The organism is Rhodococcus koreensis (genome assembly GCF_900105905.1).
Lineage (GTDB): Bacteria > Actinomycetota > Actinomycetes > Mycobacteriales > Mycobacteriaceae > Rhodococcus_F > Rhodococcus_F koreensis.
The window spans coordinates 1,173,091-1,186,474 of the sequence record NZ_FNSV01000005.1; the positions used below are offsets into that span (position 1 = coordinate 1,173,091).

Sequence of the window (13,384 nt, forward strand, 5' to 3'; positions counted from 1 at the left end):
GAACCCCGAACGCGTGAGTCAGCGACTCGCGCGTCATTCATCTATCGCGTCATTCATTCCAGGCCTTCGCCAGCAGCCCCCGGGTCTCGCGCAGCAATTGCGGCATGACCTTGACCCCGGCGAGGACCGTGATGAAGTTCGCGTCTCCGCCCCAGCGCGGAACGATGTGCTGATGCAGGTGCTCGGCGAGCGAACCACCCGCCGCCGCACCGAGATTGAGGCCGACGTTGAAACCGTCCGGCCGCGACACCCGCTTGATCACGCGCAGCGCCTGCTGTGTGAACGACATCAGCTCGGCGCTTTCCTCTTCCGTCAGGTCCTCGAGCGCCGCGACCTTGCGGTAGGGCACCACCATCAGGTGCCCCGGGTTGTACGGGTACAGGTTGAGCACCGCGTACACGTGCTCCCCGCGGGCGACGATCAGCCCGTCCTCGTCGTCCATCTTCGGGATGTCGATGAACGGCTCGTTCGGGGTGTCCCGCGACTTCGGCGTCTCGGCGATGTACGACATGCGGTGCGGCGACCAGATCCGCTGAAGGTGATCGGGCTCGCCGGGGCCGCGGTCGACCAGGCGGCCGGGGCCGCCGAGCATCTCGTCGGCCGTCAGGTCGTCACCTCCGGTCATGTGCGTCACCCTTCCTGACCGGATTGCAGCAGTTCCGCGGTCGGCGAGGCGTTCTCGCGGCGGCCGATCCACTCGGTGACGATGCGCACGGCGTCGTCCACGGACACCCCGTTGACCTGGGTGCCGTCGCGGAATCGGAAGCTTACGGCGCCGGCTTCGACGTCGCGCGCACCCGCCAGCAGCATGAACGGCACCTTCTGCGCCGTGTGGTTGAAGATCTTCTTCTGCATGCGGTCGTCGCTCGCGTCGACCTCGGCGCGGACACCGGCGGCCTTCAGCCGCTTCACCACGTCGAAGAGGTGATCGGCGAACGTCTCGGCCACCGGGATGCCGACCACCTGGACGGGCGCCAGCCAGGCGGGGAACGCACCCGCGTAGTGCTCGGTGAGCACACCGAAGAACCGTTCGATGGAGCCGAACAGGGCCCGGTGGATCATCACCGGCCGCTGCTTGGTGCCGTCGTTGGCGGTGTATTCGAGGTCGAACCGCTCGGGCAGGTTGAAGTCGAGCTGAATGGTCGACATCTGCCAGGTGCGCCCCAGGGCGTCCTGCACCTGCACCGAGATCTTCGGGCCGTAGAACGCGGCGCCACCCGGATCGGGAACGAGGTTCAGCCCCGACGACTCCGCGACCTCGGCCAGCGTCGCCGTCGCTTCCTCCCACACGGCGTCGTCGCCGACGAACTTGTCCGGGTTCTTGGTGGACAGCTCGAGGTAGAAGTCGTCCAGTCCGTAGTCCTTCAGCAGGCCGAGGACGAACTGCAGGGTGGTCGCCAGTTCGTCGCGCATCTGCTCGCGGGTGCAGTAGATGTGCGCGTCGTCCTGCGTCATACCCCGCACGCGGGTCAGTCCGTGGACGACACCCGACTTCTCGTACCGGTACACCGAACCGAACTCGAAGAGCCGCAACGGCAGTTCGCGGTACGACCGTCCGCGGGACCGGAAGATGAGGTTGTGCATCGGGCAGTTCATCGGCTTGAGGTAGTAGTCCTGGCCCGGCTTGCGCACGGTGCCGTCCTCGTTCAGTTCCTCGTCGATGTGCATCGCGGGGAACATGCCGTCGCGGTACCAGTCCAGGTGACCCGACACCTCGTAGAGGTGGCCCTTGGTGATGTGGGGGGTGTTGACGAACTCGTACCCCTCCTCGACGTGGCGCTTGCGGGAGTAGTCCTCCATCTCGGTGCGGATGATCCCGCCCCGGGGATGGAACACGGGCAGTCCCGAGCCGAGCTCGTCGGGGAAGCTGAACAGGTCGAGTTCCGACCCCAGTTTGCGGTGGTCGCGGCGCTCGGCCTCGGCGAGCAGTTCCAGGTGCTGCTCCTGCGCCTCCGCCGACTCCCACGCGGTGCCGTAGATGCGCTGGAGGTCGGCGTTGTCCTGGTTGCCGCGCCAGTACGCCGCCGAGCTGCGGGTGAGCTTGAACGCGGGGATGTGCTTGGTGGTGGGAATGTGCGGGCCGCGGCACAGGTCACCCCACACCTTCTCGCCGGTCCGCGGGTCCAGGTTGTCGTAGATGGTGAGCTCGTTGCCGCCCACCTCCATGATCTCCGGATCGTCGATTCCCGACTTGTCGTCGATGAGTTCGAGCTTGAAGGGCTCGTTCGCCAGTTCGGCGCGGGCCTCCTCCAGCGAATCGACGACGCGGCGCGAGAACCGCTGTGATCCCTTGACGATCTTCTTCATCCGCTTCTCGAGGTTCGCGAGGTCCTCGGGAGTGAAGGGGCGTTCGACGGCGAAGTCGTAGTAGAAGCCGTCCTTGATCGGCGGGCCGATGCCGAGTTTGGCCTCGGGGAATTCCTGCTGGACAGCCTGCGCGAGCACGTGCGCCGCCGAGTGGCGGATGACGCTGCGGCCGTCGTCGGTGTTCGCCGCGACCGGTTCGACCTCGACGTCGGCGTCGGGCACCCAGGACAGGTCCTTGAGCTGGCCCTCGGCGTCACGGACCACGACGACGACGTCCGGGCCCTTGCTGGGGTAGCCGGCCTCCCGAACCGCTGTACCGGCCGTCGTCCCCGCGGGCACCCGGACGAGGGTGGCTGGGGCGGCGGATGCGGGGGTGCTCACGGCGATGTTCTCCTAGGTGAGGTGTGCGGTGCAGACATGGTGAATGTGCCAGCCCATGTTATCGGCCCAGCAGTGACACCCAATCATGCGTCCGGCTAGAGCGGGCTCTCCAGCCACGGGTAGTCGAGGCCGATCCACGTCCCGACGAGCCCGAACGTCCCGAGCAACCACAGCGTGGCGAGTACGACGGCACACGTCAGCAGCGCGCCCGCCCCCTTGACCACCAGCGACTGCCGCGAGAACCAGTCCATGAACTTGTCGTAGCGCTGCCGCGCGTAGTGCAGCAACCGGTGCGCCCACGCGAACTCGGACGCGAGGATTCCGAGCCCCGCGAATACGATCAGCCAGCCGGGGCCGGGGTACGGGATCGCGACGATCCCGGCGGCGAGCACGAGAACGCCGATCACCCCCACCACGATGCGGTACGCCAGGTTGAGGCTCGGGCGCGCGGCGACGTGTGCCCGCCACCGGCGCCAGCGGCTCTCCGCTTCCTGGAACGGGGACAGATCCGAGTCGTCCACATCCCCGTTCTCGGGCGCGGGTCCCGGTCGAGCTTCTCTGCTGGTCACCAGTCCACCCTACCGACCGCGACCTGCGGTCACCCCTTCACACAGACGACCTGCCGCAGGTGTGCCACGACCTCGACGAGATCGGCCTGCGCTTCGATCACCTGCTCGATGTCCTTGTAGGCGCCGGGGATCTCGTCGATCACGCCGGCGTCCTTGCGCGACTCGACGCCGGACGTCTGCCGCACCAGGTCGTCGACGGTGAACCTCTTCTTCGCCTTGGTGCGGCTCATCGTCCGTCCCGCCCCGTGCGACGCCGAATTGAACGACAACTCGGAGCCCAGGCCCCGCACCACGTAGGAACCGGTGCCCATCGACCCGGGGATGAGTCCGAGATCACCCCGGCCCGCCCGGATCGCGCCCTTACGCGTGACGAGCATCGGCTCGCCGTCGACGATCTCCTCCGACACATAGTTGTGGTGACAGGAGATCGGCTCGTCGAAGCGCACCGTCCTGCCGGGCAGGGACTGCCGGAAGGCCTGCATCACCAACGTGAGCATGACGGCACGGTTCCGGGCCGCGTATTCCTGCGCCCACGTCAGGTCGTGGCGGTACGCGTCCATCTCCTTGCTGCCTGCGAGGAACACCGCGAGATCGCGATCGACCAGCCGCTGGTTGTGCGGCAGGGCCCGCGCCACCGCGATGTGCCGCTCCGCCAGCTCCTTACCGATGTTGCGTGACCCGGAGTGCAGCATCAGCCAGACCTCGTCGGCGTCCGACAGGCACACCTCGATGAAGTGGTTGCCGCCGCCGAGGGTGCCGATCTGCTTCATCGCCCGCGACTCCCGGGACTGCACGCCGGAATGCAGGTCGCCGAACTCCTGCCAGAAGCGGTGCCACCCCTTCTTCACTCCCCCGGCATCCGTACCCAGCGCGCCGACGTTCACCGAGTGCTCGTGCATGGCGAAACCGACGGGCACCGCCCGCTCGATGTGCGACCTCATCGACCGCAGGCTGTCGGGCAGGTCGCCCGCGGTCACATCGGTCCGGACCGCCGTCATTCCGCAGCCGATGTCGACGCCGACCGCCGCGGGGGCGACCGCCGCCCGCATCGCGATGACGGAACCGACCGTCGCGCCCTTGCCCACGTGGACGTCGGGCATGACGCGGACCCCGTGCACCCACGGCAGGTCCGCCATGTTCCGCAGCTGCTGCAACGCCGCCTGCTCGATGGTCTGCTCCTCCGCCCACATCAATGTCGGCGCGGTGGTGCCTTCCAGCCTCACGGGGAACATGGGACTTCAATCCTTCGGTAGCGGATCACCCGGGAAATTTCGGCCGGCTCAGTTCATTGTCCGTCGCGCCGGAGAGTGGCAACAACCGATTTTCCGAGTGCGCACACGAAAAAGAAGAGGCCGTTTCCGATTTCGGAAACGACCTCTTCTCTCGGTGGTCCCGGCTGGGATCGAACCAGCGACCTTCCCGGTGTGAACGGGACGCTCTTCCACTGAGCCACGGGACCGAGGCGCGCCAGACACTCGCGCTCGAACGAGTTGGAACATTAACAGACCCGGCGGCCGAACGAAAATCACCCCGATGGGATTCGTGTGGGATTCGTGCCGGACCCCGCATGCGGCGCGCCCGCGACCCGGTCCCGTTCACACGCAGTTCACCGTCTGATGCCTTGACCTGCAGATTTGTAACTATCGCGGATGGTCGGCTAATGTTCTCAACCGCACCACGGAGAACATTCTCCGCGAGTTACACGGTGCATGCGGACGTGGCGCAGCTGGTAGCGCACAACCTTGCCAAGGTTGGGGTCGCGGGTTCGAATCCCGTCGTCCGCTCGAGAGGTTGGACTCAACCTTTACGGTGGAGTGGCCGAGTGGTGAGGCAACGGCCTGCAAAGCCGTGCACACGGGTTCGATTCCCGTCTCCACCTCGCGCGATTAGCTCAGCGGGAGAGCGCTTCCCTGACACGGAAGAGGTCACTGGTTCAATCCCAGTATCGCGCACCGAGATAGATGCTAGATGCTCGACTGTTAGATGTTTGACTTGCTCGACAGTGACGGCCCCGCAAGGGGCCTTCACGAATGCGGACGTGGCGCAGCTGGTAGCGCACAACCTTGCCAAGGTTGGGGTCGCGGGTTCGAATCCCGTCGTCCGCTCTCTTTTTTCCGTCCCGCGCGATTAGCTCAGCGGGAGAGCGCTTCCCTGACACGGAAGAGGTCACTGGTTCAATCCCAGTATCGCGCACCATTTCGCGTTCAACAGAACAGTTCACGACGTGCGGCCCCGGTCACAGACCGGGGCCGCACGTCGTTGTGCGTCAGGCGGGTCGGAGCCGGTTGGCGCCGGAGATCATCGCCCGCAGAGTCGATTCCGTGCCGGACTCCCCGATTCCCATCGCCCAGAGCCGGATGCCGGCACTCTCACACAGCAGGAAGGTCGCTGTGCGGTGCCCGATCTCGTGCTGATGGAAAGACAGGATCTCCATCGCACACCCCGCGTCGTACAGCATCGAGGTCATGGCGGCGACGGGGCCGGGCGCGCTCGCACCGGTCTTGCAGATCGATTCGCCGATGCCGAGGGTAGCTTCGAAATCCCACATTCCGGGTCCGGTCTTCGTTTCCGACCAGCTACCCAGGCGGAACGGGCCGTTGGACGGCGCGTAGACGGTGTCGAACGCCTTCCAGGCCATTCCGGCGGCCTCGGTGCGGAGTTCCGACGGCAGCGACTTGCCGTGGCGGGCGGCGAACGGGTCGGCGGCCGGTGCCGACGAGGGAAAGGTCGAAGCGAAAGAAGTGTTGGCGCTCATTCTCGTGGTCTTCCTGAAAGGAGGGAGGACCAACGCGTAGCTCAACGACCCGCAGCGAGGGGTCGGTCCGTATCAGACCCCGCTACGGCGGAGAACTACGAGGATGCGCTGCATGGAGGACACTGTAAGCGACAACCGTCCGCCGAGACAACCCCGGTGCGTGCGGTAGTGCCGGCGACGGTCGGGTGACGAAATCGTTACCCCTGCTTCTGGAACGTGAGGAATTCCTCATGTATCGTCGACTTTGCCATCCACCCCCCCGATGGCAATGAGCCCCAGCCATGACCCCCCATCCAAGGCTGGGGCTCAGTCTTGTTCCGGGCACCTCACCGACCGTCGCTTTCGGACATATCGCCCGCCGATCCGGAGAACGCTGCGCATCCCCGCAAAGTATTGGACACTCGTCCAATCATCGGATGTCCACGATCGAAGGCCGGCCCCATGACGGATCCACCACGCGCGGAAGTGTCCACCGACCACCGATCGGCACGGATCGCCGCCGCGGCCGCCTTCGGACTGCAGGGTTTTCTCCTCGCAGCCGTCCTCACCCAGCTGCCGCAGTACCAGGACCGATTCGGGTTCGACGACACGGTCATCGTGGTCGCCGTCGTGACCGTGTCCCTCATCGCCGGGGCGGGCAGCATCCTCGCCGAGCACCTGGCCCGCCGATTCTCCAGCAGGACGGCACTGCAACTCGGGCTCGCGACGATCGCGGCCGCAGGCGGGGTGCTCGGTTTCAGCCCGAACACCGCCGCCTTCTTCGTCTGCCTGTCCGCGTACGGGGCCGGACTCGGCATCGTCGACGCCGCCGCCAACATGCAGGCGGTGACGATCCAGCACGCCTACGGCCGCTTCATCCTGTCGTCGTTCCACGCGGTGTGGAGTGTCGGCGCCATTGCGGGCGCGCTCTTCGTCGCCGCGACGTCGGCACTCGGCGTGGGTGTCGCCGCCGCCCAGCTGACGGCGGCGTTCGTCGTGACCGCCGGTCTGGCCGGTTGCGGGCCCCGGCTCCTCCGCCGCCGGGAACCGGCGGGCACCGCCGCACCGGCGACCGGCCCTGTGGCCGTTCCGGTTCCGATCCGCGCCCTGCTCGCACTCGGTACCGCGATGGCGTTGTTCTATGCCATCGATTTCGGTGTCGCGAACTGGTCCGCGCTGTACGTCAAGAATGTGCTGCTCGCGGATGCGGGCACCGCTGCGCTGGCCCTGGCCGCGTACCAGTGCGCGGCCCTGGTGTCGCGGCTCAGCGGCGACTTCTGGGTCGCGAAGTACGGCGAGATCGCCGTCGTCCGTGCAGGTTCGGCGGTCGGTGTCGCCGGAATGGCGGTCGTCGTGTTCGCCGGGTCCCCGGCCGTCGCCATCGGAGGATTCCTCGTCGTGGGCCTCGGTGTCCCGGTCGTCGCTCCCCTGTGCTTCAGCGCCGCCGGACGACTGGCGCCCGCCGGACAGGTCGACGACGTCGTGGCGCGGATCAACCTGTTCAACTACGCGGGAACCCTCGTGGGCGGAGCGATCATCGGCGGCGTCGCCGCCGCGACCAGCCTGCGGATCGGGTTCGTGGTCCCGCTCCTGTTCGCGGTCGGGCTCCTGCTCCTCGCGCCCGCGTTCGCCCCGGACCGGGACCGCGACGAGCAATCCGAGTGGGCCCCCGATCGCGACTGACAGCAGATGTTCTACTTAGGTCATGCCGACTTGGGGATGGTTCGTGATCGCGGTGGGAAACGTCTACATCGCGGTTCTGGTCTCGTCGCGGTCCTGTCGTGGCGGCTCGCACACCCCACCCGACCTGCACCCCGCATCGACGTGGCGGCAACTCGACGACGCCACCCGGGACGAGGTGACGTGCCTCCTGGACCGGGGCCGGACCACCGAGGCGATCAAGCTTCTCGTCGCACGGGACGGAATCGGCGTGCGGCACGCGAAGGCCACGGTCGAGTACGGCCGGACCGTTGCGGCGGCCGGCCTGCTGCGGGACAGTACGGGGATGACACTTCGGGAAGCGAAGGACGCGGTGGATCAGCTGTGACTGTCGAAATCGACCCGGCGGGAATCTGGGATTCCGAAGCGATCGCCGACGTCGCCGCGGCGACGTTCCCCCTCGCGTGCCCGCCCGGGGCGACGCAGGACGACATCGCCACGTTCATCGACGACGTGCTGTCCGCCGAGCGGTTCTCCGAGTACCTCACCGACCCCGACCGCACCGTCCTCAAGGTCACGCACGGCGGGGCGATCGTCGGCTACGCGATGCTGATCGACGGGGAACCCGCCGACCCGGACGTCGGCAGGGTCGTGACCCTGCGGCCGACCACCGAGATCAGCAAGCTGTATGTGCTGCCCGGCAATCACGGGACCGGTGTCGCGTCCGCGCTGATGGATGCGATCGTCGAACGCGCGGTCGCGGCGGGGTGCGCCGGGCTGTGGCTGGGCGTGAACCAGGAGAACGTGCGAGCCCAGCGCTTCTACGCGAAGCACGGATTCGCGCAGGTCGGAACGAAGACGTTCGTCGTCGGCACCCAGCTGCACCACGATTTCGTGATGCAGCGGGCGCTGTAGCGGCCGGGTCAGCTCGCCGCGACCTCGAAACGCGAGAGCGCCAGCAGGCGCGACGTGGCACGCAGATACTTCTTCCGGTACCCGCCGGCCAGCATCTCGGGGGTGAAGATCGCGTCGAGCTTGGCCCCGGCCACGGTGACCGGGATGCTCGCGTCGTAGAGGCGGTCGGCGAGGACCACCAGCCGCAGCGCGACCGACTGGTCCTCGGCGGGGTGGACGCCGTCCAGGAACACGGCCGGAATACCCGCGACCAGCTTGTTGTAGCGGGACGGGTGCAGCGTGCTGAGGTGCTTGCACAGCGCGTCGAAGTCGTCGAGCGTGGCGCCGGGGATGCTCTCGGCGCGCTCGGCGAGCTCCTCCGAGGAGATCGGGTCCGGGGCCGGCGGCAGGTCGCGGTGGCGGTAGTCGGGTCCGTCGACGCGGATCGTCTCGAAGATGGAGCCGAGCTTCTTGATCTCCCGCAGGAAGTCCTGTGCAGCGAATCGGCCCTCACCGAGCTGGCCGGGCAGCGTGTTCGATGTCGCCACGATGGACACGCCGCGAGCCGACAACTCCGACAGCAGGCGGGAGACCAGCATGGTGTCGCCCGGGTCGTCGAGTTCGAATTCGTCGATGCACAGGACGCTGTGGTCGGACAGCTGCTCGACGGCCTTGTTGAAGCCGAGGGCGCCGACGACGTGCGTCAACTCCACGAACGTGCCGAACGCCTTGGGCGACGGGACGCTGTGGAAGATCGAGGCCAGGAGGTGGGTCTTGCCGACGCCGAAGCCGCCGTCGAGGTAGAGACCGGCACCGGTGGCCGGCGTCTTCTTCCCGAACAGGCCGCGTCGACCGCCGCTGCGGATCTTCACGACCTTCTTCGCGAACTCCTCCGCCTTCTGGACCGCGGCGGCCTGGCTGGGTTCTGCGGGATCGGGAATGTACGACGCGAAGCTCACCTCGTCGAACATGGCCGGGGGCACCATCTGAGCTACCAACTGATCAGCGGGGACCACGGGGCTGCGATCGACAAGACGTGCATGCATACAAGCAGGGTATCCACGTGTTGTGATCACCAACATGCACCGTGTACATATTGCGACATTTTTCACACCGGACCGCCCGCCCGTCCGGGAGGAGTCCAGCGAATCGGCCGCGAACACGCTGCGCGAACTGTATGCCTACCCGGCGGAGACCCCTCGACCGTGGATCCGCGTCAACTTCGTGAGCAGCATCGACGGCGCCGTCTCGGTCGACGGGGTCAGCGGGGCGCTCGGCACCCCCGCGGACGCACTGGTCTTCGCAACCCTGCGGGAGTTGGCCGACGTCGTCCTGGTCGGGGCCGGAACCGTCCGGGCGGAGAACTACGGCGGGGCGCGCGTGGGCGCCGAGGGCAGGCGTCGCCGGGTGGCCTCGGGGATGCCGGAGGTCCCGCCGATCGCCGTCCTGTCCGCCCGCGCCCACCTCGACCCGCAGGCCCGCCTGTTCACGGACACCGAGGTGGCCCCGATCGTCGTCACGTGCGCGGACGCGGACCCGGCGCGGATCCGCGCCCTCACCGACGCGGGCGCCCGGATCGTCACCGCCGGCGACGGGCAGATCACCAGTGAAGGACTGCTCGCGGCGCTGGACGACCTCGGACTCCGGCGGGTGCTCTGTGAGGGCGGCCCGAGCCTGTTCGGGCAGCTGATCGCGGACGACGCCGTCGACGAGGTCTGCCTGACTACGGCGCCGGTGCTCGCCGGGGGAACCGCCGGTCGCGTCGCGACCGCACCGAATGCCCGGATCACCTCGATGACTCCCGCGCACATCCTCACCGACACCGATGGCACCGTCCTCACCCGATGGGTGCGGATGCCCCGCCCGTAGGGGAACCTGGCAGGGTGGTCGCCATGCGCAGATCGGTGTTGCTCGCAATGGTTCTCGTGGTGTGCACCGCGTGCGGAGCCGGACCGTCCAACCGTCCGCACGTGGCAGTCGAGCGCGAGGGCGGCGGCAGCGAACCCACCGCGACCGAGAGCGAGAACCCCGACGCTGCCCCGCCCGTGTTGCAGACCCCGAAGAACGACGTGGCGTGGACGGACTGCACGCAGAGCACGCTCGGCGCCCTGGGCCCGGGCACGACACCCCCTGCCGGGCTCATCTTCGAATGCGGCTCCTACGAGGCGGCCGTCGACGAGAGCGGCACCCTGCCCGGGACCTTCACGATGGGCGCGATGCGGGCGCGGCTCGCGGACACCCCCGAGAACGCGGCCCCGCTCGTGCTCACGTCGGGATCGGACCGGTCGTCGACCGCGACGCTCGCGGCGCTGAGCACCGGTGGTCTGACGTCGCTGCTGTCGACGCGTCCGGTGGTCGCGGTGGACCGCCGCGGGATCGCCGCCTCGCAGGAGATCGAGTGCCTCACCCCGGAACTCCGCAGCAGCCTGGCGAATCTCGGGCAGTTCGACCCGGGGACGGGTGACCAGGTCGACAAGGTGACCGCGCTGGGCCGCGACGCCACCATCGCGTGCACCGACTACCTGCAGCCGCAGGAACTCGCGTTCGACAGCACCCACGCCGCCGACGACATCGAGGAACTGCGCCGCACCTGGGACGTCGACGCGCTCGGGATCCTCGCCACCGGCAACGGCAGCGCCGTCGCGCTCAGCTACGCCGCCAAGTACCCCGGCCGGGTCGGCCGGCTCGTCCTCGACTCCCCCGCCGTCACCACAGTGGACGCCGCGACCGTCACGGAGCAGCAGGTGGCGGGTCAGGAGGCGGCGTTCGACGCGTTCGCCCGCCAGTGCACCGCCCTGAACTGCTCTCTCGGCGCCGATCCCCGCGCCGCGGTGACGGACGCCGTCACCCGCGCCGCGAACGGCCAGATCCCGCGGGTCTCCGCGAACGCCCTCCTCACCGCGGTGTCCGGGTCGCTCGCCGCGGCAGGCGGCGACCAGCAGGGCCGTGTCCGCGCCCTGTCGGATGCGGTGTCCGCCGCCCTCGCCGGGAACACGGCGCCGATCCTCGCGGCGATCGCGCAGGCCGAGGCCGCCTACGAGAGCGACGGCCAGTTCATCACCCGCTGCACGGACGGCCAGCAGTGGCCCGCACCCGACCGGGTCCGGGAACTGCAGAAGCTGTGGGGCGAACGGTTCCCGCTGTTCGGCCCGAACGCCGCCGTCGGCCTGCTCACGTGCACGTCCTGGCCCGCGACCGCGCCCCCCGCCCTGCCCGGCGAGCTGACACTGCCGGTCCTGGTGCTCAGCGGCACCGCCGACCCGGTCGTCGGGAACGCCGGGGTGGGGACGGTGACGGGGGCCGTGTCGAGTGCCGGCGCCGCGACGGCGACGCTGACGTGGCACGGCAGCGGCCACCCCGCCACCCATTCGGACTGCGCGCAGAAGTCGATCGTCACCTACGTCACGGACGGGAAGCTGCCGCCGGACGGCAGCGCCTGCCCCGCTTAGCGGAGGTGTTCCGCCCGACACCCACAGGGGGTGCGTGACCGCACGTCAGGGCATCTCGGTGTACCGTGCCGTGGTGTTCCTTCGACAACTCGAACCGCGCACCGGGCGGACTGCCAACGAGGTAATCAACTTCGCGCTGTGGCCGATCGCCGTCATGACCGTGCTGCATCGAGTGGTCGTCAAGGCGGTCAACGGGTACATCACCGACGACTTCCGGCCGGTCTACAACGCAGCGCTGGCCTTCCTCAACGGGCGTCCCGTCTACACCGCCAACTTCAACTGGGTCGATCCGCACTACCTGTATCCGCCGTCCGGGACGCTGCTGATGGCGCCGATCGCGGTGATCGACCCCGAGAAGTCCCGCTGGTTGTTCATCATCGCGAACGCGATCGCCATCGTGATCGCGCTGTACCTGCTGCTGCGGCTGTTCGGCCTGGGATTGAACTCCATCGCGGCCCCGATCCTGCTGCTCGCCACGTTCTCGTCCGAGACCGTCACCAATACCCTGGTCTTCACCAACATCAACGGTCTCGTCCTGCTGGGCGAGATCGCGTTCCTGGTGTTGCTCATGAAGCGCAAGGACATGTGGTCCGGCGTCGCCATCGGGTTGACGTTCGCGGTCAAACCGATCCTCGCCCCACTTCTGCTGCTGCCTCTGGTGCGCGGACAGTGGAAGGTGTTCGTCACCGCGATCGGCATCCCCCTGATCCTCACCGCCGTCGCGTGGCCGCTGTCCGCGGACCCGATGGACTTCGTGCACCACACGGTGCCGTACCTGATGGAGTCGCGCGACTACTTCAACAGCGCGATCGTCGGCAACGGCAAGTATTACGGTCTGCCCACCGGCGTGATCTGGGCGCTGCGCGGCGTCTTCGCCGCCATCGTGCTCTCGTCGCTGTGGCTGCTCCACCGCTTCTACCGCCACGACGAACTGTTCTTCGTGGTCACCACGTCCGGGGTTCTGCTGACCGCGTCGTGGCTGCTCGGCTCGCTGGGCCAGATGTACTACTCGATGATGCTGTTCCCGCTCCTGATGTCCGTGGTGCTGAAGAATTCGGTGATGCGGAACTGGCCGGCGTGGCTGGCCGTGTACGGCTTCATGAGCTACGACAGCTGGCTGTCGAGCCGGTTCATCGAGGCCGGCCGGACCGCCGAGTACATGAAGACCACGCTGGGGTGGAGTCTGATGCTCCTCGTGATCTTCGGTGTGCTCACCGTCCGCTACGTCACGGCGCGACGCGAAGGCCGCCTCGACCGGGGCATCGATCCGGCGTTCCTCCTCGAACCGGGCGAGAAGGCCCCCGAGACTCCGCGGGAGCCGGAACCGGACCGGCAGCCGCACATCGAGTCGGCCGCCGCCAAGACGTAGCTCTGTCACACGCCGGGGCCTC

The 13,384-nt window shown here is 68.0% G+C and carries 12 protein-coding genes and 6 tRNA genes; 11 read left to right on the forward strand and 7 right to left on the reverse strand.

Going from position 1 to position 13,384, the window contains the following annotated elements; genetic code table 11:
* Positions 1-49: 49 nt before the first annotated feature.
* The 5 genes from BLV94_RS10105 to BLV94_RS10125 form a co-directional block, all read right to left on the reverse strand.
* Positions 50-625, reverse strand: a complete 576-nt coding sequence (locus BLV94_RS10105; RefSeq protein ID WP_072942269.1) for an ATP adenylyltransferase — start codon at positions 623-625, stop codon at positions 50-52.
* A 5-nt stretch (positions 626-630) separates the two neighbouring features.
* A complete protein-coding gene (gene thrS / locus BLV94_RS10110) occupies positions 631-2,688 on the reverse strand; it encodes a threonine--tRNA ligase (protein ID WP_072942271.1) in 2,058 nt (685 codons plus the stop codon).
* Positions 2,689-2,783: 95 nt separating this feature from the next.
* Positions 2,784-3,209: a TIGR02611 family protein gene (locus tag BLV94_RS10115; RefSeq protein ID WP_072942273.1), complete on the reverse strand. Its 426-nt coding sequence runs from the start codon at positions 3,207-3,209 to the stop codon at positions 2,784-2,786.
* 77 nt (positions 3,210-3,286) lie between these two features.
* Complete coding sequence (locus tag BLV94_RS10120) at positions 3,287-4,489, reverse strand: RtcB family protein (protein WP_072942275.1); 1,203 nt, start codon at positions 4,487-4,489, stop codon at positions 3,287-3,289.
* Between the two features lie 155 nt (positions 4,490-4,644).
* Positions 4,645-4,716, reverse strand: a tRNA-Val gene (locus tag BLV94_RS10125).
* 252 nt (positions 4,717-4,968) lie between these two features.
* Between BLV94_RS10125 and BLV94_RS10130 the strand changes: the two genes are divergently transcribed.
* The 5 genes from BLV94_RS10130 to BLV94_RS10150 all read left to right on the forward strand — a co-directional run bounded on the left by BLV94_RS10130 (position 4,969) and on the right by BLV94_RS10150 (position 5,453).
* A tRNA-Gly gene (locus BLV94_RS10130) sits at positions 4,969-5,041 on the forward strand.
* Between the two features lie 24 nt (positions 5,042-5,065).
* Positions 5,066-5,136: transfer RNA gene (locus tag BLV94_RS10135), tRNA-Cys, on the forward strand.
* 1 nt (position 5,137) lies between these two features.
* A tRNA-Val gene (locus tag BLV94_RS10140) sits at positions 5,138-5,209 on the forward strand.
* 80 nt (positions 5,210-5,289) lie between these two features.
* Positions 5,290-5,362: transfer RNA gene (locus BLV94_RS10145), tRNA-Gly, on the forward strand.
* A 16-nt stretch (positions 5,363-5,378) separates the two neighbouring features.
* A tRNA-Val gene (locus tag BLV94_RS10150) sits at positions 5,379-5,453 on the forward strand.
* 70 nt (positions 5,454-5,523) lie between these two features.
* Here BLV94_RS10150 and BLV94_RS10155 read toward each other — a convergent pair.
* Positions 5,524-6,012, reverse strand: a complete 489-nt coding sequence (locus tag BLV94_RS10155; RefSeq protein WP_072942277.1) for a 2-isopropylmalate synthase — start codon at positions 6,010-6,012, stop codon at positions 5,524-5,526.
* A gap of 441 nt (positions 6,013-6,453) precedes the next feature.
* Between BLV94_RS10155 and BLV94_RS10160 the strand changes: the two genes are divergently transcribed.
* Genes BLV94_RS10160 through BLV94_RS10170 form a run of 3 tightly spaced genes read left to right on the forward strand, consistent with a single transcriptional unit; the run spans position 6,454 to position 8,565 of the window.
* Positions 6,454-7,674 (forward strand): MFS transporter, encoded by a 1,221-nt coding sequence (locus tag BLV94_RS10160; protein ID WP_072942278.1) that lies wholly within the window; start codon positions 6,454-6,456, stop codon positions 7,672-7,674.
* Positions 7,675-7,696: 22 nt separating this feature from the next.
* Positions 7,697-8,038 (forward strand): hypothetical protein, encoded by a 342-nt coding sequence (locus BLV94_RS10165; RefSeq protein ID WP_072942280.1) that lies wholly within the window; start codon positions 7,697-7,699, stop codon positions 8,036-8,038.
* On the forward strand, positions 8,035-8,565 hold the full coding sequence (locus BLV94_RS10170) for a GNAT family N-acetyltransferase (RefSeq protein WP_072942281.1): 531 nt from the start codon (positions 8,035-8,037) through the stop codon (positions 8,563-8,565). Before BLV94_RS10165 ends, BLV94_RS10170 begins: the two co-directional genes overlap by 4 nt.
* An 8-nt stretch (positions 8,566-8,573) precedes the next feature.
* Here the strand turns inward: BLV94_RS10170 and zapE are convergent, their stop codons facing one another.
* Positions 8,574-9,590 carry a cell division protein ZapE gene (zapE, locus tag BLV94_RS10175; RefSeq protein WP_072942283.1) on the reverse strand — a complete coding sequence of 339 codons (1,017 nt, stop codon included), beginning with the start codon at positions 9,588-9,590 and terminating at the stop codon, positions 8,574-8,576.
* A 34-nt stretch (positions 9,591-9,624) separates the two neighbouring features.
* On the opposite strand from zapE, the gene BLV94_RS10180 reads away from it, so the two are divergent.
* Genes BLV94_RS10180 through BLV94_RS10190 form a run of 3 tightly spaced genes read left to right on the forward strand, consistent with a single transcriptional unit; the run spans position 9,625 to position 13,362 of the window.
* A complete protein-coding gene (locus tag BLV94_RS10180) occupies positions 9,625-10,413 on the forward strand; it encodes a pyrimidine reductase family protein (RefSeq protein WP_072942455.1) in 789 nt (262 codons plus the stop codon).
* 14 nt (positions 10,414-10,427) lie between these two features.
* Positions 10,428-11,993 carry an alpha/beta hydrolase gene (locus BLV94_RS10185; protein ID WP_083395547.1) on the forward strand — a complete coding sequence of 522 codons (1,566 nt, stop codon included), beginning with the start codon at positions 10,428-10,430 and terminating at the stop codon, positions 11,991-11,993.
* Between the two features lie 34 nt (positions 11,994-12,027).
* Positions 12,028-13,362 carry a glycosyltransferase family 87 protein gene (locus BLV94_RS10190; RefSeq protein ID WP_072942285.1) on the forward strand — a complete coding sequence of 445 codons (1,335 nt, stop codon included), beginning with the start codon at positions 12,028-12,030 and terminating at the stop codon, positions 13,360-13,362.
* Positions 13,363-13,384: the final 22 nt, after the last annotated feature.

Coding starts and splice junctions, on each gene's coding strand:
- zapE (WP_072942283.1), bottom strand. CDS start 9,590: ATGCATGCACGTCTTGTCGATCGCAGCCCCGTGGTCCCCGCTGATCAG.
- BLV94_RS10155 (WP_072942277.1), bottom strand. CDS start 6,012: ATGAGCGCCAACACTTCTTTCGCTTCGACCTTTCCCTCGTCGGCACCG.
- BLV94_RS10180 (WP_072942455.1), top strand. CDS start 9,625: ATGCACCGTGTACATATTGCGACATTTTTCACACCGGACCGCCCGCCC.
- BLV94_RS10160 (WP_072942278.1), top strand. CDS start 6,454: ATGACGGATCCACCACGCGCGGAAGTGTCCACCGACCACCGATCGGCA.
- BLV94_RS10120 (WP_072942275.1), bottom strand. CDS start 4,489: ATGTTCCCCGTGAGGCTGGAAGGCACCACCGCGCCGACATTGATGTGG.
- BLV94_RS10165 (WP_072942280.1), top strand. CDS start 7,697: ATGCCGACTTGGGGATGGTTCGTGATCGCGGTGGGAAACGTCTACATC.
- BLV94_RS10105 (WP_072942269.1), bottom strand. CDS start 625: ATGACCGGAGGTGACGACCTGACGGCCGACGAGATGCTCGGCGGCCCC.